Source organism: Haloferax sp. DFSO60 (assembly GCF_046557615.1).
Classification (GTDB): domain Archaea; phylum Halobacteriota; class Halobacteria; order Halobacteriales; family Haloferacaceae; genus Haloferax.
Genome location: NZ_JBKIII010000002.1, coordinates 245,059 through 261,307 on the forward strand (window position 1 = coordinate 245,059; position 16,249 = coordinate 261,307).

Sequence of the window (16,249 nt, forward strand, 5' to 3'; positions counted from 1 at the left end):
GGACCGAAACCCATGGTTGAGTTTACGGTACCGGATGTCGACTACACCCAGTACACGAATCGCCAACTCGCGGCGATACCACTGGCGGTACTGGCGGTGGCACTGCTCGTCATCGCCGGGTGGTTCGTCATGACTGGCGCACCCGTGGACCCGGGTATCGACTTCACCGGTGGCACGGAACTCCGTATCGCAACGGACGCCCCACAGAGCGAAGTTCAGCAAGCCTTCTCCCCCACTCCTGATTCGATTCGCGCTGTTCCGTCCGACAACACCTACGTCTTGACGTTCCAAGCAGGTAGTGCGACGACGACGGAACTCGAAGAACAGGCCGCCGCGGCCGGATACGAAGTCCGGTCTATCGACGCGGTGTCGGCGAATTTCGGTTCTGACACACAGTTTCTCGCGCTCGGTGGCGTCGTCGCCGCCTTCGTCGGGATGAGTCTCCTCGTCTTTGCGCTCTTCAGAACGTTCGTCCCCTCCATCGCAGTCGTTCTCTCTGCGTTTTCGGACATCGTGATTCCCGTCGCCCTGATGAACCTCCTCGGCATCGAACTGTCGCTCGGGACGGTTGCGGCGCTCTTGATGCTTATCGGGTACTCGGTGGACTCTGACATCCTCCTGAACAACCACGTGCTTCGACGCTCTGGTGACTTCTACGAGTCCACCTACCGGGCGATGCGAACCGGTGTGACGATGACGCTCACCTCCATCGCCGCGATGATTGTCATGACGATTACGGCGACTATCTTCGGCATTCAGTTGCTCGCCGCAATCGGGACGGTGCTGGTCTTCGGCCTCGCCGCCGACTTGATGAACACGTACCTGCTCAATGTGAGCCTGCTTCGCTGGTACAAGTACGAGGGGGTGGCCCGATGAGTTCGATTCGAGACAACTGGCGCGTGATTCTCCTCGTCATCGCCATTCTCATCTCCACGTTCGCGCTCTTCTCGCCGACCGTCGGTAGCCAACCTGCCGTCGGCGAAGAGAACAGCCTGACGAACCTCCAGTACGGCCTCCAACTCAACGGTGGGACGCGCATTCGCGCCCCGCTCATCGGCATCACTGCCGAAAACGTCGAGTTCAACGGTGACTCCGAACGCACCGTCGAAACACAGGTGGCCGCCCAAATCGAAGGTGCTGACGCCGCAGACGTGATTGCACGTCTCGGTGCCGAGTCGAACACCGTCGAAGTGACCGCCGAAAACGTCACGACTGACGAATTCTCCAGCGCACTCGATGCCGCCGGATATGCCCACGGAGATGTTCGCGACGGTGTGACCCAAACCACGAGGCAAGAGACAGTTCGCGTCCTCGAATCGAAGATTAACGAGGCGGGTCTCTCCGGCGGGACGGTCCAACAGGTGACGACCGCGACGAACGACCACTTCATCCTCATCGAAGTGCCGAACCGTGACCGCGGGGACGTCATCGACCTCGTGAGCGAGCGCGGGACCGTCCAAATCGACATCTACTACCCGAACGAAAGTGGCGGCTACGACACCCGCGAAGCCGTCTTGACACAGGACGACTTCACTTCCATCGGGACGGCACAGGAACCACAGACGGGTGGCGCTGGTGCGTTCGTTCCTGTCTCGGTTCGTGACCAGCCAGCCCAGGCCTTCCAAGAGGATGTCGTCGAGACCGGTCTCGCCCAACAGGGCGGGACGCGGTGTACCTACATGGACAACCCCAACTCGACCGAAGCGTGTCTGTTGCTCGTCGTCAACGGCGACGTCGTCAACGCCTTCGGGATGAGTCCGGGTCTCGCAGACGGCATGCGTACCGGCGAGTGGGCCGAAGCACCGAGCTTCCAGCTCCAGACGCGTAACACCTCCGAAGCACAGCAAATCGCCATCAATCTCCGTGCGGGTGCGCTTCCGGCACAACTCGACCTCTCGGGTGCTGACGGTGGTACCTCGTCGTACATCTCGCCAAGTCAGGGTGAGAACTTCAAGTTCGACTCGCTGTTGACCGGCATCGTCGCCGTTCTCGCAGTCGCTGGCGTGGTCTTCCTCCGCTACGGAAAGCCCGAAGTCGCCCTACCGATGGTCGTCACCGGCCTCTCCGAAGTGTACGTCTTGCTCGGGTTCGCCGCCGCAATCGGCTACCCGCTCGACCTCTCGGTCATCGCTGGCTTCATCGCCGTCATCGGTACTGGTGTGGACGATCTCATCATCATCGCTGACGAAGTGATGGGCGAAGGGAGTGTGAAGTCCAGAAAGGTCTTCCAGTCGCGCTTCCGCCGCGCGTTCTGGGTTATCGGTGCGGCCGCCGCGACGACGATTATCGCCATGAGTCCGCTCGCGGTCCTCTCGCTCGGTGACCTCCAAGGGTTCGCTATCTTCACCATCCTCGGCGTACTCGTCGGTGTTCTCGTCACTCGCCCCGCCTACGGTGACATTCTCCGAATCCTTCTGACCGACGACCGCTAAACACTTTTTTGACATCTTTCGGGCTCGATAGCCCGACCGTATTCCGACGTATCACAGTGGTTTTCCAGCGGAACCTGTGTTATCGTATATCTATCCTGGTTTGTACTGTGTAGATGACAGTCATACTTTCAAGCATTGCATACTTTCCGACACAATAATATAGATGGTAGACGGACTATTGAACGAACCGTGGTATGAGAAACCGCCGCGTGTCGGTGATTACACGCCCTCCAAACCAATGAGTACCTCACCAGTTCGACCCAACGACTCGGCTGCGACGAATTTCGACTTACTGGGGCCTGAAACGGTCCCGGCAGACGACGTGGAGTACACGGCGATTATCGCGCCGTACGACGACGCCCCAGACGAGTGTACCATCTTCCCCGCAGGTCTCTCCGAAAACGAACTGCTGACGACGTGGCTCTCGGCCCAAGAAGGCTCGTACGTCTCGCTGGCTGAAATGGCCTAAAACCCCGCTGTACTTTTCTTGCGTTAGAAGTCCCCGAGCGACGCCTGTTCGTGGGCCGCCAAGAGGTCGCTACACGTGGACCACGACTTACGAGCGCACTCCGGCAGAATCCCCTGCTCACGGACGAACTCGCGCAAGAAATCGCGCGTCGTCTGGTCGCTCGGATAGCCGCTGCCAACGTCTCCGTACTCCTCGGCGAGCGCCTCGATTCGCCGGTCACGCTCGACTTTTGCGACGATACTCGCTGCCCCGACGATTGCGTGTTCGTCGTCGGCACGATGTTGGGCGTGGACGCTGACGCTCGTTCCTCGCTCGGCGATGCCTTCGCGGACACGACGCCCGAATCTATCTTCGTCAACGTCGCCCGCGTCGCAGACGACACTATCCTCCTCGATGGCGATTTCAGCGGCGGCCTCGACCTGTGCCCGGACGGTCAGCAAATTCATGTCCGTCCCGGGGTCGTCGATGGTCGCCGGTTCGATGAATGCGACGCCGACAGCGATGTCCTCGTGTGCCCGGAGTTTCGCGGCGAGGTCCTCTCGTCGCGCCGGTGTGAGTCGCTTCGAATCAGCGATGCCGTCGGGGAGCGAGTCGGGGGGTGCCCGAACCGCCGCGGCGACCATCGGACCCAACACGGGTCCTTTTCCGGCCTCGTCGATGCCGATGCGCATCTTACTCCTTGAAGAAGTCGTCGTCCTCGAAGGGTTCGTCCTCGCCTTCGACTGCAATCACGTCGAGTGCGGTGACGACTGCGCCGGTGTCGAGGATGCCCGCGAGACTCGGATTCGTTCGGCCTTCGTCGCCCGAGACGAGTTCTTTGATGTAGAGACCACCCTCGCCGTGGATTTCGACGGTGGCGTGGCGGGCGTCTTCGAGTTCGCCCGAGGTGTCGTAGACGTGGCGGGTGCGGGTGAGACTGGCGCGGCGGTGGTCAACCCGGTGCGGCGTGTACTGCTCGATGGTCGCGCCGTTGAGTTCGTCCAGTGCGTCCTGCAGTTCATCAGCGGTCACGTCGTCGTCGAATTCGACGGCGGCGCGGTACTGCTTGCTCGCATCGAGCTTCTTCACGCGTTCGACCATGTCGTAGGTGGCCAGTCGAAGTCCTTCGACTTCGATAGAGCCGTCGGCCATCGCGTTCACGTCGCCTTCGAGTTGCTCGACGTCGATATCGCGTCGGCGCGGTTCGAGAATCTCCACGACGAACGGGCGACCCGTGCCGAGCATGAGGGCGTCAACGTCTTCGCGGCCAGCACCGTGGAATTTGGCATCGACGCCGTCCATCACGTCCATGACGACGGGCGCGACGAACCCTTCGACGCTCTCGTCGTAGAGGTAGCCAGAGCCACCACAGTGGTCACAGCTCTCCTTGCCGACGAATCCAGAGCCGTCACACTCGCGGCAGGGCCACTCGGTCTGTGGAATATCGCGCTTGAGCTTTCGGTAGCGACCGTAGACGAACGCGGAGTTAATCTGCGCTTCGACGGTGTCGGCGTCGATATCGAGTAGGAACTGGACATCTGGCCGGGTGAAGTCCACTGCCGTTCCCGTGATTTGGCCGACGCGCTTGCCGACTTCGCGGTTGAACTCGGATTTGAACGGCTCGCCTGCGTCTTCGGGAAGGCCCGCTCCTTCGCGGAGCAGGAGTTCGTTCTCTTCGACGAGCGGCGGGGCACGCGTTCCCACCTGATACGTCTCGACTTCCGTTCCTTCGATGGCTTCTGCACAGCGTTCTGCCCACGAATCGAACTCCGCACAGTAGCCCTCACACACCCAGCAGTCTTCGGTTTCGACCGCTTCGTACGGCTCGTCGTCGTCGAGTGCGGCGGCGATGCGCAGCGACCGACCCCGTTCGGCGTTCGTCAACCCGAAACTCCGCTCGGCGAAAACCCGACCGAGACAGGCGTCACACAGCGGCCCGCTCGCGGCGAGTTCTCGGGCGTCCGCAAGGATACTCATACTCGGGGACTAACGCGGCGGGCGTAACTATCTTGCTTTGTCCGGCGCGCGATTCGTCCTGTTCTCTCCGCTCCGTGGGTGGCATTCTCACCCGGGTTATGTGCTATCTATTTTCCGAGAAAATTAATGTGCGGCGACGTGGTAGCCGATGCAACACCCTTTATTTGGAGACTCTCGTGACATTCTCAACACCTTCGCATCGGAACTTCGCACTGTTTTCTCTCCTTGCCGTCCTGTGGGGCACCTCGTTCATGGCGATCGAGGTCGGATTAGAGGTTCTCCCACCGGCGCTCTTCGCCGCACTTCGCTACGATATCGCGGGCGCAGTGCTGTTCGTCTACGGCCTTCTCGCCGCCGAGGACTGGCGACCTCGGGGCCGTGACGAGTGGATTGTCGTTCTCGTCGGTGGCGCGCTCCTCATCGGGACGCACTTCACGCTCCTCTTTTCGGGCCAACGCTACGTCACGAGTGGCGTTGCCGCTATCGTCCTGAGTCTCACGCCCGTCCTCACGCCGGTGTTCGCGTGGTCACTCCTCCCCGAAGAGCGCCTCGACCTCGCTGGATTCGTCGGCGTCTTCTTGGGTCTCGCGGGCACCGTCGTCATCGCCCTCTCGTCGGGGTCGGTCGGCGGGCAACTCGTAGGTGTCGTCCTCCTGTTCTTGGCCGCCGCCGCGTGGGCCTTTGGCTCTGTTCTCGTCAAACGCCTCCCCGGGAACCCCCCTGTTGTTCCGATGCAGGCGTGGATGATGCTCCTCGGGTCGGCGATGCTCCACAGCGTCAGTCCCGTCCTCGGCGAACCCGGACTCGGCACTGTCGCGTGGTCACCACTCGTCGTCTCCGCACTCCTCTTTCTCGCCGTCCTGTGCAGCGCCGTCGGCTTTCTCATCTACTTCGTCCTCCTCGACGAACTCGGCGCGGTGGAAATCAGCCTCGTCAATTACGCGGTTCCTATCGTCGCCGCCGTCAGCGGGTGGGCCTTTCTCGGTGAACACGTCGGCCCGGCGACGATTGTGGGATTCGTCCTCATCCTCGCCGGGTTCGGGTTCATGAAGCGCGACGCGCTCGAACCGAGGCTCGTCCGTCTCGGCATTCGAAGCGGTCTCATCGCACCGGAAGAATCGGCTCGTGGCCACACGCCTGCCGACGACTGAGGCGGCTTCCTATTTTAACGTACGCGACGGTCGGCGTCGAACAACGGTAAAAAAAGAGTCGCGCTCGTCGATGGGCGTTTACGCGCTCTCGTTCGTCGCGACCGTGGTCGTTTCCGTGGCGGTTTCGTTCGTTGTCGTCGTGGTCGTCTCGTTCGCCGCAGTCGTCGTTGCTTCGGTCGTCGTCTCAGCAGCAGGAACCTCGTACGTGGCGATGACGTCCTCGTTTCCGGCGGCACCGACCCAGACAACCTCGACGGTCGAACCGGCTTCTGCCGAGGGGATTTCGACGAAATTACCGACCGAAATCGGGTAGGATTGCGTCTTTTTACTCTCATCGACCCACGTCAGGGTGCGCTCGCCGTCGACGGTGACGTACACTTCGGTCGTCGCTTCGGCTTCGATTTGGTCGCCGCCCATGTGGACGGCGCGGAGGACGCCGCTCTCGGTGCGGAAGGTGATGTCCGGTTCCGGTGCGGGGGTTGGTTCGGATGCCGTGGTCGTCGTTTCACCGTCAGAACTGGGGGGCTCAGACCCGCCGAGACAGCCAGCGAGGAGGAGGGAACTCGCGCTCGTTGCGCTCTTGATGAACGTTCGTCGTTCCATGTCGCAAAAATTGCCACCCACACATAAATGTCTTTTAATTTATATTTTGTGTGTCGATAGCCTGTCCCACACTCGCACGCCACAGTGTCGAAAACCAGAAATTTAGAACAATCCGAACTGGCCGAGGAGCCACAACACCGAGAGCGTCGTTGCGATACCGATGCCGACCAAGAGTATCGTGATGACGACGACAGCACCCAGAAGGAAGCGTCGGTCCGCTTCGGCGCGGTCGGCGGGGAGTTCGCCGTGCGACTCGATGAGGCGCACGTTTCGGGCGTTGGCTTTCCACACTGCGTCGAAGGCGTCGCCGACGACCGGGAGTGCGCCGACCGTCGAATCGAGCAAGACGTTCCCGAACATCCGAATCAACGTCTCGCGCGGGATGCCGAGCATCGCGGCTTCGATGAGGATGTAGGCTGAAAGAGCCGTCCCTGTCGCGTCGCCGACACCAGGAATCAACCCTAAGAAGGGGTCGAGGCCGATGCGATAGTTCGTGCCGGGAATCTCGAAGGCGTTGTCGAGGTAGAAACTGACAGTTCGAAGGCGTTGCATCACCTCGTCGTCCACATCGTCGAAATCGACGACGACGGGTTCTCCCATGTCGTAACGCCCTGCACTCGACGTTACTGAGGTCGAATCGTCCACATACGTCTCTCGTGCGGATTCTACTTGAGCGTGGCGTCAGATTCACCGAAACAGACCTGTCGATACGCACGTCCCGACTCGAAAAAATTCAGGAAGTCGATGTCTCGTTCAGCCGCCGACTTGCATCGCACGCTCGACGACGCCTTCGCCGTAGCGTTCTTCTAGTTCGTCGTGCTGGTCCGGACGGTTCTCGTAGACGTCTTGGAACAGGCTGATGGGGGTCATCGCGGCCTGATAGGTCGCTTCGTCCCACATTCGGTCGGTAGCGATGTCGAAGTCGGTGTTCCCGATACGGAGCGTCGCCGACCGCTTCATCGCGATAGCACCTCGTCCGGCCGCTTTGGCCGCCTCGAACTCTTCCATAGAGTCCACGATATCGTCCATACTCGGGACGTACGAGGTCATCTTGAGGAGTTCCTCGTGTAACTCCTCGGCAGTGAGCGTCCGGGTGGTGCTACCGACGAGGAGTTCGTAGTCGTCACCCAGTGTTTCGAGCGACACGTAATCGCCGTCGTAGACTTCGACGCCGTCTTCGGACGTGAGTTCGACTCGCTCGCCATCAACGTCGAGGAGCCAACTGCCAGTCTTCGGCGGGAGTGGCTCGGTGTTTGCCTCCACGACCTGACCGGGCGTCAGCGACCAGATGCCAATCATCCCCTTGGCCTGATTTTCGGTCATGCGGGTGCGGTAGCCTTCCACGTCGCGGATGTCGTCGTACGGGCCGTCCACTGCGATGAGCCCGGCGGCACTGGCACCGCGGGAGGTGTTGTGGCGGAGTTCGGGCCACGGCGGAAGCGACCCGGTGGGCGTCATCGCACGCATGTCTTTCGTGTAATCGACCTCGCCGTTCACGAGCAAGAACAACCGTTCGAGGTTGTTCGTCGGCTTTCCCATCTCGTCGCGGAGTGACTCCATCGCGAGTTCGGCCTGTCCGCTCTCGATGATGACGGACATCGTGAGACTGCCTTCTTCGAGGCCGTGTTCGTTCTCGACGATGGTGAAGAACTCGTCGGCCTTCTTCCAGTCGTCGATGTCGCCGACTTCGGGGATGACGAAGCCGTCGATGTACTCGACTGCGCCGTAGGCGGGGTCAGTGATTTCGAGCATGTGCTGGAAGCCCTGATAGCGAGTACTCGGGCTGTCGCGGTGCCAAACCACCCGTGGGTGAATCTCACCGGGGAAGTCGGCACCGTGTTCGGACACCACGTCGATGATGTTCTGTGCGCCTTCGTCTCGCATCGAGGGTGCTGTCGCGTCCTCGTTGTCCGGAACCCACACGTCGGGGGCCTGCATCCCGCGAAGTTGGATTGCTCGTCGAAGCATCTTCGCGGAGTCTTCTTCGCCTTCGATTGCCGTTGGTGAGGTGAAGAATGTCCGGACAAACTGTCTGTTGTGTCGTCGCTCAGTCATGTGTTATCAATCGCATTATTTTGGGTTAAGAATTGTCGTCGAAATGATGGTTTTGCGGACTGTCAGTCGTCGTTTTGACTCTGAATCGGCGCGTCGTTCTCTTCGGAGAAGCCAGCCGACTCCTGCATACGACGGCGTGCCTCGGGGTCGAACTGCGATTCGATGTCCTGGAATCGCGAGACGAACGAGAGTTCGTGGTGGCTCTCGGTCTCGTGGCCGAGGTAGCGCTCTTCGAGGTCGAATTGGGCGCGCTCGTCGTCTTGGGCGAGTTTCTTGAAGTCCTCGTAGGCGGCGTGTGCGCCCGAGTGCAGGCCGAAGAGCGTGATGAAGATGTACTCGTAGCCGAGGTCACCCAGCTCTTCGAAGGTCAGCGGGTCCTCCTCTTCCGACCACGCGAACGACGACGAGTAGTTGAACGCGAGCGGGAGGTCTGGGTGCGTCTCGTGAATCGTCTCGGCGTAGTTGATTGCATCTTCGCGGCTCGGGTCGGGCATCTCGGGCCACACGAGATCGACGCCAGCGTCGGCGTAGATGCGACCGCGTTCGAGGTGTTCTTCCCAGTCGCCGTTGGCCGAGCCGTAGGCGTCGGTCCGTGCGATGATGACGGTGTCCTCGCTTTGTTTCGCATCGACGGCCGCCTCGAAGCGCGAGCGGGCTTCTTCGCGCGAGACGATTTGCTTGCCTGCGATGTGGCCACACCGCTTCGGCGAGGTTTGGTCTTCGATGTGAATCGCGCCGACGCCGACCTTCTCGTACTCGCGGACGGCGCGGCGGACGTTGTGGATGCCGCCGTAGCCGGTATCACAGTCGGCAACGACGGGGAGGTTCGTGGCTTCGACCATGCGCTTGGCGTTTTCGACCATTTCGGTCATCGTGACCATCTCCAGGTCGGGGAAGCCGAATTGGCCGAGGACGGTCGAGTAGCCGGACATGTAGACGGCGTCGTGACCGGCCATCTCGGCCAGTCGGGCGTCGAGGGCGTGGTAGATGCCGGGCGCAAAGACGAAGTTTTGCGTGTCCAGCATCTCGCGGAAGGCGCGGCCGTTCGGGTTATCGATGTCGCGGGCGAAGACGTCGCTGTCGAGGTCTCGTGGATTCATTGGTTGTCGGTCTGCATCGCTCGTTCGATGCGGGTCAGTTGCGTTCGGAGGGCAGTCAGGTCGCGCCGAATCTGTTCGATGTCGTCTTCTCGTGTCGGTTGGTCGAGGAGGGGGACCAATGGCGCGTTCATGTTCTCCTCGTTGTTCGGATAGCGCCGACGTGGACGGGGCGTTTGGGTCGGCGTCGTGATTGTGGTTGTCGGTCGGTCGGTGCGCGTGCGGGTCGTGTCAGTTCGGTCTGTCATTGATATTCGGGGGTGTTCGTGGTCGATAGCGGTCGATGTCGGTCGATTCGGAGAGATGTGCTGTGTCGGATACTGCGGATGCGTTCATGCTTCGTGCCTCGATTGGGTTGTCTTCGAAGCCAGCAATAAAGTTAATGAATAATAATGATAATATTCGTTAATGACTTATTTTGACACACAGGTCTACTAGGTGATTAATTTGTCAAGTGGTAGCAACCCACACCCCGTGTGCTACGCGATTGCACTCCATTCCGCGTACACCACGCTTAATCGCGTCCACGTCCGACCGGCCACCAACGAATGGAATCTGCGATAGAGATACGCGACTTGACGAAGTCCTACGGCGACGTTCACGCGCTCGACGGCATCGACCTCGACGTGCCACAGGGGTCGTTCTTCGGACTCTTAGGACCGAACGGCGCGGGAAAGACGACGTTCATCAGCATCCTCGTCGGCCTCGTCCGCAAATCCGGCGGTGACGCGCGCGTCTTCGGCTACGACGTCGAAGACGACTACCGAGAAGCGCGTGATCGAATCGGCCTCGCTCCACAGGAGTTCAACGTAGACCGTTTCTTCCCGATTCGGGAGGTACTGGAACACAAAGCAGGCTACCACGGGATTCCCCCGAAAGAGGCCAAAGAACGCGCCGACGAGGTACTCAAACGCGTCGGCATCTACGACAAGCGCGACACGCGATTCGACTGGCTCTCCGGCGGGATGAAACGCCGCTTCATGCTCGCGCGGGCGCTCATCACCGACCCCGACCTGCTCATCCTCGACGAGCCGACCGCGGGCGTGGACGTGCAACTCCGCCACGAACTCTGGGAGACCATCATCGACCTCAACGAACAGGGGACGACCATTCTCCTGACCACGCACTACATCGAAGAGGCCGAACGGCTCTGCGACGAGGTTGCCATCCTCGATTCGGGACGCATCATCGAAGTCGCTAGCCCCGACGAACTGATGGACCGCGGCACCGACGATATCGTGATTCAACTCCGCAACGAACCGACGGCAATCCCCGACTTCGCGGCCTCCGACGACCGCATCGAAGCCGTCTCTACCGAAGGAACCCGCCTCGTCGTGACCGCCTCGCAGGGCGGACTCGTCGCTCCGGAGGTGGTTCGCGCGCTCGACCGTGACGGCCACGAAATCATCGACCTCGAAATCTCGCGTACCTCGCTCGAAGAGGTGTTCGTGGAGATGACGAGACAGGGGCAAGACCGCGCGACGATGGAGGTCGAACAATGAGCCTCTCGAACCTCGACGTGACCGGGTTCTACGCCCTTCTCAAGCGCGAAGTCCTCCGATTCGTCCGTCGCCCCCGCAACACGTTCGTTCCGCCATTTATCACGAACGTGCTGTACTTCTCGGTCTTCGGTGTCATCCTCGGCGAGCGCATCAACGAAATCGCAGGTGTCCCGTACATTCTCTTCATCCTCCCGGGTCTCATCGTCCTCGGCGCAGTCTCCAACGCCTTCGAGAACGCTTCGTTCTCTATCTTCCACGGTCGCTGGAACCGCTACATCGAAGAGGCGCTCACTTCGCCGCTCTCCTACACGTCGATGGTCGGTGCGTACGTCCTTTCGAGTGCCACCCGCGGGATTCTCGTCGGCGCGCTCGTCGCACTCATCGGCGTGGCATTTACCACCGTCGGCGTCGCCCAACCGTTCTATCTGGTCGCCTTCATGCTCGTCATCACCCTGCTCTTCGCCGGGTTCGGCGTCATCGGCGGCCTCTGGGCCGACGATTTCGACGACCTGACGATGATGAACCAGTTCATTCTCCGGCCACTGGTCTTCTTCGGCGGCGTGTTCTACTCGCTCAACGAGATTCCCGGCATCTTCCGGCAGGCGTCGCTCGCAAACCCGATGGTCTACATGGTCAACGGCGTTCGCTACGGATTCTTAGGTGTAAGTGAGGTCAATCCGAACATCTCGCTCGCCGTCCTCTCGCTCCTGACGCTCGTCGTCGTCGTGGTCAATATCGTACTGTTCCGCCGCGGCTACGGCCTCACTGACTAATCATCGACGGCCACGCCCGCGACGCCGTTTCTTTCTCTGACTGCTTTCTTCGCCACCATCTGCGCTCATCTCTTCGAGTCCGTCTATCTCCGCATCTGCGACTCGCAGTCGTTCGATAAACCGGTCCAACACGTCGGGGGCGATGGCGTCCACGTCGCCCGCTTGGATGCCCCACAGGGTTGCGTACAAGCCACGCTGAGCCACCAGTTCGTCGTGCGTCCCCGATTCGACGACTCGGCCTTCGTCGAGGACGACGATGGTGTCGGCGTGGCGAATCGTAGAGAGACGGTGGGCGATGATGAGCGTGGTTCGCCCCGAAGTGAGACGGTCGAGTGCGCGCTGGATGAGGAGTTCTGTCTCGGTATCGACCGCGCTGGTCGCTTCGTCGAGGACGAGTACGTCGGGGTCTTGGAGCATGGCGCGCGCAATCGAGAGTCGCTGGCGCTGGCCGCCGGAGAGTTTGATGCCGCGCTCGCCGATGCGGGTGTCGTAGCCATCCGGAAGGCTCTCGATGAAGTCGTGGGCTTCGGCGGCGCGGGCGGCGGCGACCATCTCGTTCTCGGTCGCGTCGAATGCTCCGTACAGGAGGTTCTCGCGGACGGTGCCGTCGAAGAGGTACACGTCCTGACTCACGTAGCCGATGGCATCGCGGAGGCTCTGAACGTTGATGTCGCGTACGTCGTGTCCATCGACACGAACCGCGCCATCCGAAACCTCGTAGAGTCGGAGCAGGAGTTTCGCGGCGGTCGATTTGCCTGCACCAGTCGGGCCGACGAGTGCAATCGTCTCGCCGGGGTTGGCGACGAAGGAGACATCCGAGAGGACTGCTCGGGCCGGGCCGTAAGAGAAGGACACGTGGTCGAACTCGACACGACCTTCGACCGAATCGAGCGTGACGGCCGCTGGGTCGTCGGTGACGCGCACTTCGCGGTCACTGAGGCCGAAGATGCGTTCCCCAGAGGCACGGGCGTTCTCGTAGGCGTTGACGATTCTGCCTGCGCCCGAGAGTGGGTCGATAAACCGCTGTGTCATGAACAGGAAGGTGACGAACTCGCCGACCAGAAGCGGGCCGGTGAAGGGCCACGGTGGACCGAAGATGAGCCATATACCACCGATGACGAACGTCGCCGCGAAGGCGACGCCTGCGAGTAATTCCATCGTCGGCTGGTAGACATAGTCGAGGCGTATGACGGCGAGCGCTCGGTCGTAGTAGTCCATCGAGGCGTCAGCGACGCGCTCGCGCTCGTAGGCTTCTGTCGTGGAGGCTTTGATGACCTCCATTCCAGCGACGTTGTTCTCTATTCTCGTGTTGAGCGCGCCGACGCTCTCGCGGACAGCACGATACATCGGTCGAATCGTCCGCATGAACCAGACCGTGAAGACAGTCAACAGCGGGACGGCGATGAGCGTCACGAGCGCGAGTTGGGCGTTCAGATAGACCAGCACGCTCGCGATACCCACGACGGAGACGACGAGTTGCAACCCGCCAGAGAGAGTGCTGTCGAGGAAGGTTCGGAGGTTGCGCACGTCGCTGTCGAGAATCGAGAGGATTTGTCCCGTCTGCTTGTCGTCGAAGAAGGCCATATCGAGGCGTTGCATGGCTTCGTAGGTATCGACGCGGACGGCGTGCTGGACGCGATTCGAGTAGACGGCGAGGCCGAGTCCTTGCACCCACGAGAGGCCCACACCGGCGACGAACGCGGCGATGACGAGCCAAAAGCTCAACCAGAACTGCGCGGCTACGGTCTCGGGAATCCACGAGTTGGGAACGAGCGGGAGGTGGTAGGTGGTGTTCTGGAAAAACACCGCGTCGATGGCGACGCCGAGGACGAGTGCTGGAACGACCGCAACCAGTCGCCCGAGAACGCTCGCAGTCAGGCCGACGACGAACCACGGGAGGTTCTCGCCACCGTATTCGGAAAAGAGGCGGACCATCGGGTCGCGCCCGGATTGCTGGCTCACTTACCCGAGGTAAGCGTCCAGTGGATATGACGTGTGCGGTCGTCTCACACACTGAGTAAACAGCCCTAAGGCCCTCTCCGGATGAGACACTCTATGCGCCAATTCATCATTCTCGGCCACGACGCCCCCACCACGTCGGAGTTCTCGCTCGACGATATCGCGGGCGGCGCGGGCCGCCTCGACGTCCTCTGTCGCTGTGTCAACTCCGCGTTCTTCCTCTCACACGATATTCGAAAAGACGTGCGCGTGCATCTCGTCCTCGGCGACGAGTACACCGTTCAGTTCGAAGGCTCCGAGTTGCGGCGGCTGAACCCCGACGAACGCTCCACTGCCGCGCTTATTCGAGCCGCCCTCGACAAGCGCGACGAAGCAATCGGTCACATGCCCGCCGAATCCTCGCCGGGTGTCTCGATTCGTCGCATGGGTTTCGAAGCAGTCCTGGAGGAGGCGTCTCGGAACGCGACCGTCGTGGAATTGCACGAGGATGGCGACCCAGTCGTGGAGGTCGAGCCACCGGAGAATCCACTCTTTGTACTCTCGGACCACAACGATTTCTCGGATGAAGAAGCAGAGTTACTGGCAGCGGCGGCATCGGAGAGGGTTCGACTTGGCCCTGAGATTCTGCACGCCGACCACTCGATTACGGTGGCCCACAACTACCTCGATACCCACGGCTATTCGTCGTACTGAACAGTGCTATCTAGCCTGTCAGTCTGAATTAATCACAACTGTTAAAGCCGACGATGGCTTGCCTGTAGAATGCGGGCCGGTGGGGTAGCTTGGTATCCTTCGGCCTTCGGGTGGCCGTAACCTCAGTTCGAATCTGAGCCGGCCCATTTCTACCCTACTTTCAACGAATCGCGAGCGACTGTTCTGTCGCTCGCCCTCCTGAAATGGTTGTATGGCCCAGTGATGATTCGAATCAGGGAGCGAGTGCGACACGGAGTGTCACAATATGACGAACGGCGGAGCCGTGAGCCAACGAGCGACCGTGGTTCGAATCTGAGTCGGTCCTCTAGTGAAGTGTACTTACTGGTGTCAATACGCATCCAAAACAACGCCGTCGCTCACCAACCAATTACCCTAAAATGAAAACATCGTTCTGCCACTCTCGTGGCGTACTAAACTAATTTAAAGTCGCGTGAGGTTAGTCGCGCGAGGGCCCTTTGGGGCCTGTTCGATATCGAATTCCACTTCCGTACCCTCTTCGAGGTCTGGGCCGCCGATGTCTTCCATGTGGAAGAACACGTCGTCGTCCGCATCGTCCGTCGAGATGAAACCGTAGCCGCCTGTGTCGTTGAAGAAATCAACGTTACCTTTCGCCATTGCTTCTGAACAAAACAGCCCTTTACGGATAAGACTTGTGAGGGTCGTCCTACCATGGGGCATTATTTTTTAAAATCCAGTTTCCAATACCAAAGATTAGTAGACGCACGTTTCTGATACTGTAGTAATTTCTGCACAGCCTCACCAACTTCGGCGACTCTAGGCGAGAATCTTGTGGAATCTGAATTTCTGGACCTCGGATTTGCTACTGTCGGTCCGACGGTGCTTTAGGCGTGGGCCACTCGTCTCGATACCTTGTGGATGCTAACGACGTTCGTCGAGCGTGGGCCGACCGGTCGGGAGAGTTTTCGCCAGCGTACTACGCCTACTATGGCCCGAACGACACCAGCGAGTCGATTCGGCAGATACTCGAACGGCATCTCGACCCAACCGACTCGATTCTCGAACTCGGGTGTGGGTCGGGGCGGCACCTCTCGCATCTCCACGACCACGGATTCGAGAACCTCCACGGCATCGACATCAACGAGGAATCCTTCGCGGTCATGGAAGAGGCGTATCCGGACCTCTACGAGAGTGGGTCGTTCTACGCTGATTCCATCGAAACTGCAACCATGGACTTCGATGTGGGGGAGTTCGACGCCATCTACTCGGTCGAGACGCTCCAACACATCCACCCAGACGACGAGTGGGTATTCGAAGAACTCGCTCGGTGTGCGAGTGACTTGCTCATCACAATCGAAAACGAGGGTGAAGACGGTGCGATTCACCCCCAGCGTGGCGTCGGTGTGAACGACACCGAGTACGACTTCCCGCTCTATTACCGCAACTGGCGGGACGTCTTCACGCAGTATGGACTGGCCGAAGTCACTACGAAACAGGCGAAGAAAGATACGATTCGAGTGTTCAGGCAGTCACGGTCCGAATAGGATTCGAGTGGTTTGGCTTGGCGTGGCTTTTGACCA

Annotated in this window: 17 protein-coding genes and 1 tRNA gene; 9 read left to right on the top strand and 9 right to left on the bottom strand. The window is 60.3% G+C overall.

The window, feature by feature from the left end:
* Positions 1–12 precede the first annotated feature (12 nt).
* The 3 genes from secF (at position 13) to ACK509_RS10635 (ending at position 2,901) form a co-directional block, all read left to right on the top strand.
* The gene (gene secF, locus ACK509_RS10625; RefSeq protein WP_410766512.1) at positions 13–876 is read left to right on the top strand and encodes a protein translocase subunit SecF; all 864 of its coding nucleotides are present in this window, start codon (positions 13–15) and stop codon (positions 874–876) included.
* Complete coding sequence (gene secD / locus ACK509_RS10630; RefSeq protein ID WP_410766513.1) at positions 873–2,432, top strand: preprotein translocase subunit SecD; 1,560 nt, start codon at positions 873–875, stop codon at positions 2,430–2,432. Before secF ends, secD begins: the two co-directional genes overlap by 4 nt.
* Positions 2,433–2,670: 238 nt before the next feature.
* A complete protein-coding gene (locus tag ACK509_RS10635; protein ID WP_410766514.1) occupies positions 2,671–2,901 on the top strand; it encodes a hypothetical protein in 231 nt (76 codons plus the stop codon).
* A gap of 23 nt (positions 2,902–2,924) precedes the next feature.
* Here the strand turns inward: ACK509_RS10635 and rnhB are convergent, their stop codons facing one another.
* Both rnhB and ACK509_RS10645 read right to left on the bottom strand, forming a co-directional pair.
* Positions 2,925–3,572 carry a ribonuclease HII gene (gene rnhB, locus ACK509_RS10640; protein WP_410766515.1) on the bottom strand — a complete coding sequence of 216 codons (648 nt, stop codon included), beginning with the start codon at positions 3,570–3,572 and terminating at the stop codon, positions 2,925–2,927.
* A gap of 1 nt (position 3,573) precedes the next feature.
* Positions 3,574–4,857 (bottom strand): tRNA pseudouridine(54/55) synthase Pus10, encoded by a 1,284-nt coding sequence (locus ACK509_RS10645; protein WP_410766516.1) that lies wholly within the window; start codon positions 4,855–4,857, stop codon positions 3,574–3,576.
* 176 nt (positions 4,858–5,033) lie between these two features.
* On the opposite strand from ACK509_RS10645, the gene ACK509_RS10650 reads away from it, so the two are divergent.
* The gene (locus tag ACK509_RS10650; protein ID WP_410766517.1) at positions 5,034–6,008 is read left to right on the top strand and encodes a DMT family transporter; all 975 of its coding nucleotides are present in this window, start codon (positions 5,034–5,036) and stop codon (positions 6,006–6,008) included.
* Positions 6,009–6,086: 78 nt separating this feature from the next.
* Here ACK509_RS10650 and ACK509_RS10655 read toward each other — a convergent pair whose 3' ends face one another.
* From ACK509_RS10655 to ACK509_RS10675, 5 genes are all read right to left on the bottom strand, one after another.
* Positions 6,087–6,611, bottom strand: coding sequence for a hypothetical protein (locus ACK509_RS10655; protein ID WP_410766518.1), 525 nt, complete (start codon positions 6,609–6,611; stop codon positions 6,087–6,089).
* 102 nt (positions 6,612–6,713) lie between these two features.
* Positions 6,714–7,211, bottom strand: a complete 498-nt coding sequence (locus ACK509_RS10660) for a DUF4112 domain-containing protein (protein WP_410766519.1) — start codon at positions 7,209–7,211, stop codon at positions 6,714–6,716.
* Positions 7,212–7,364: 153 nt separating this feature from the next.
* Positions 7,365–8,666, bottom strand: coding sequence for a malate synthase AceB (aceB, locus tag ACK509_RS10665; protein WP_410766520.1), 1,302 nt, complete (start codon positions 8,664–8,666; stop codon positions 7,365–7,367).
* 62 nt (positions 8,667–8,728) lie between these two features.
* Positions 8,729–9,766: an isocitrate lyase gene (gene aceA / locus ACK509_RS10670; protein ID WP_410766521.1), complete on the bottom strand. Its 1,038-nt coding sequence runs from the start codon at positions 9,764–9,766 to the stop codon at positions 8,729–8,731.
* The gene (locus ACK509_RS10675) at positions 9,763–10,011 is read right to left on the bottom strand and encodes a hypothetical protein (protein ID WP_410766522.1); all 249 of its coding nucleotides are present in this window, start codon (positions 10,009–10,011) and stop codon (positions 9,763–9,765) included. The genes aceA and ACK509_RS10675 overlap by 4 nt, the downstream gene beginning before the upstream one ends.
* Before the next feature lie 300 nt (positions 10,012–10,311).
* Here ACK509_RS10675 and ACK509_RS10680 point away from each other — a divergent pair, with 300 nt between their 5' ends.
* Positions 10,312–11,265, top strand: coding sequence for an ABC transporter ATP-binding protein (locus tag ACK509_RS10680; RefSeq protein WP_410766523.1), 954 nt, complete (start codon positions 10,312–10,314; stop codon positions 11,263–11,265).
* Positions 11,262–12,038, top strand: a complete 777-nt coding sequence (locus ACK509_RS10685; protein WP_410766524.1) for an ABC transporter permease — start codon at positions 11,262–11,264, stop codon at positions 12,036–12,038. Before ACK509_RS10680 ends, ACK509_RS10685 begins: the two co-directional genes overlap by 4 nt.
* Here the strand turns inward: ACK509_RS10685 and ACK509_RS10690 are convergent, their stop codons facing one another.
* The gene (locus ACK509_RS10690) at positions 12,039–13,973 is read right to left on the bottom strand and encodes an ABC transporter ATP-binding protein (protein WP_410767252.1); all 1,935 of its coding nucleotides are present in this window, start codon (positions 13,971–13,973) and stop codon (positions 12,039–12,041) included. It lies immediately after the preceding gene.
* 120 nt (positions 13,974–14,093) lie between these two features.
* Between ACK509_RS10690 and trmY the strand changes: the two genes are divergently transcribed.
* Together trmY and ACK509_RS10700 are read left to right on the top strand one after the other, a co-directional pair.
* A complete protein-coding gene (trmY, locus tag ACK509_RS10695) occupies positions 14,094–14,690 on the top strand; it encodes a tRNA (pseudouridine(54)-N(1))-methyltransferase TrmY (RefSeq protein WP_410766525.1) in 597 nt (198 codons plus the stop codon).
* 73 nt (positions 14,691–14,763) lie between these two features.
* Positions 14,764–14,836 (top strand) — tRNA-Pro (locus tag ACK509_RS10700).
* A gap of 295 nt (positions 14,837–15,131) precedes the next feature.
* On the opposite strand, the gene ACK509_RS10705 is transcribed toward ACK509_RS10700, so the two are convergent.
* A complete protein-coding gene (locus ACK509_RS10705) occupies positions 15,132–15,326 on the bottom strand; it encodes a cold-shock protein (protein ID WP_390221987.1) in 195 nt (64 codons plus the stop codon).
* Between the two features lie 257 nt (positions 15,327–15,583).
* Here ACK509_RS10705 and ACK509_RS10710 point away from each other — a divergent pair, with 257 nt between their 5' ends.
* The gene (locus tag ACK509_RS10710) at positions 15,584–16,213 is read left to right on the top strand and encodes a class I SAM-dependent methyltransferase (RefSeq protein ID WP_410766526.1); all 630 of its coding nucleotides are present in this window, start codon (positions 15,584–15,586) and stop codon (positions 16,211–16,213) included.
* Positions 16,214–16,249: the final 36 nt, after the last annotated feature.

Excerpts from the sequence above, each read along its gene's own strand:
- secF (WP_410766512.1), top strand. The coding sequence starts at position 13 with ATGGTTGAGTTTACGGTACCGGATGTCGACTACACCCAGTACACGAAT.
- secD (WP_410766513.1), top strand. The coding sequence starts at position 873 with ATGAGTTCGATTCGAGACAACTGGCGCGTGATTCTCCTCGTCATCGCC.
- ACK509_RS10635 (WP_410766514.1), top strand. The coding sequence starts at position 2,671 with ATGAGTACCTCACCAGTTCGACCCAACGACTCGGCTGCGACGAATTTC.
- rnhB (WP_410766515.1), bottom strand. The coding sequence starts at position 3,572 with ATGCGCATCGGCATCGACGAGGCCGGAAAAGGACCCGTGTTGGGTCCG.
- ACK509_RS10645 (WP_410766516.1), bottom strand. The coding sequence starts at position 4,857 with ATGAGTATCCTTGCGGACGCCCGAGAACTCGCCGCGAGCGGGCCGCTG.
- ACK509_RS10655 (WP_410766518.1), bottom strand. The coding sequence starts at position 6,611 with ATGGAACGACGAACGTTCATCAAGAGCGCAACGAGCGCGAGTTCCCTC.
- ACK509_RS10660 (WP_410766519.1), bottom strand. The coding sequence starts at position 7,211 with ATGGGAGAACCCGTCGTCGTCGATTTCGACGATGTGGACGACGAGGTG.
- aceB (WP_410766520.1), bottom strand. The coding sequence starts at position 8,666 with ATGACTGAGCGACGACACAACAGACAGTTTGTCCGGACATTCTTCACC.
- aceA (WP_410766521.1), bottom strand. The coding sequence starts at position 9,766 with ATGAATCCACGAGACCTCGACAGCGACGTCTTCGCCCGCGACATCGAT.
- ACK509_RS10675 (WP_410766522.1), bottom strand. The coding sequence starts at position 10,011 with ATGACAGACCGAACTGACACGACCCGCACGCGCACCGACCGACCGACA.
- ACK509_RS10680 (WP_410766523.1), top strand. The coding sequence starts at position 10,312 with ATGGAATCTGCGATAGAGATACGCGACTTGACGAAGTCCTACGGCGAC.
- ACK509_RS10685 (WP_410766524.1), top strand. The coding sequence starts at position 11,262 with ATGAGCCTCTCGAACCTCGACGTGACCGGGTTCTACGCCCTTCTCAAG.
- ACK509_RS10690 (WP_410767252.1), bottom strand. The coding sequence starts at position 13,973 with ATGGTCCGCCTCTTTTCCGAATACGGTGGCGAGAACCTCCCGTGGTTC.
- trmY (WP_410766525.1), top strand. The coding sequence starts at position 14,094 with ATGCGCCAATTCATCATTCTCGGCCACGACGCCCCCACCACGTCGGAG.
- ACK509_RS10705 (WP_390221987.1), bottom strand. The coding sequence starts at position 15,326 with ATGGCGAAAGGTAACGTTGATTTCTTCAACGACACAGGCGGCTACGGT.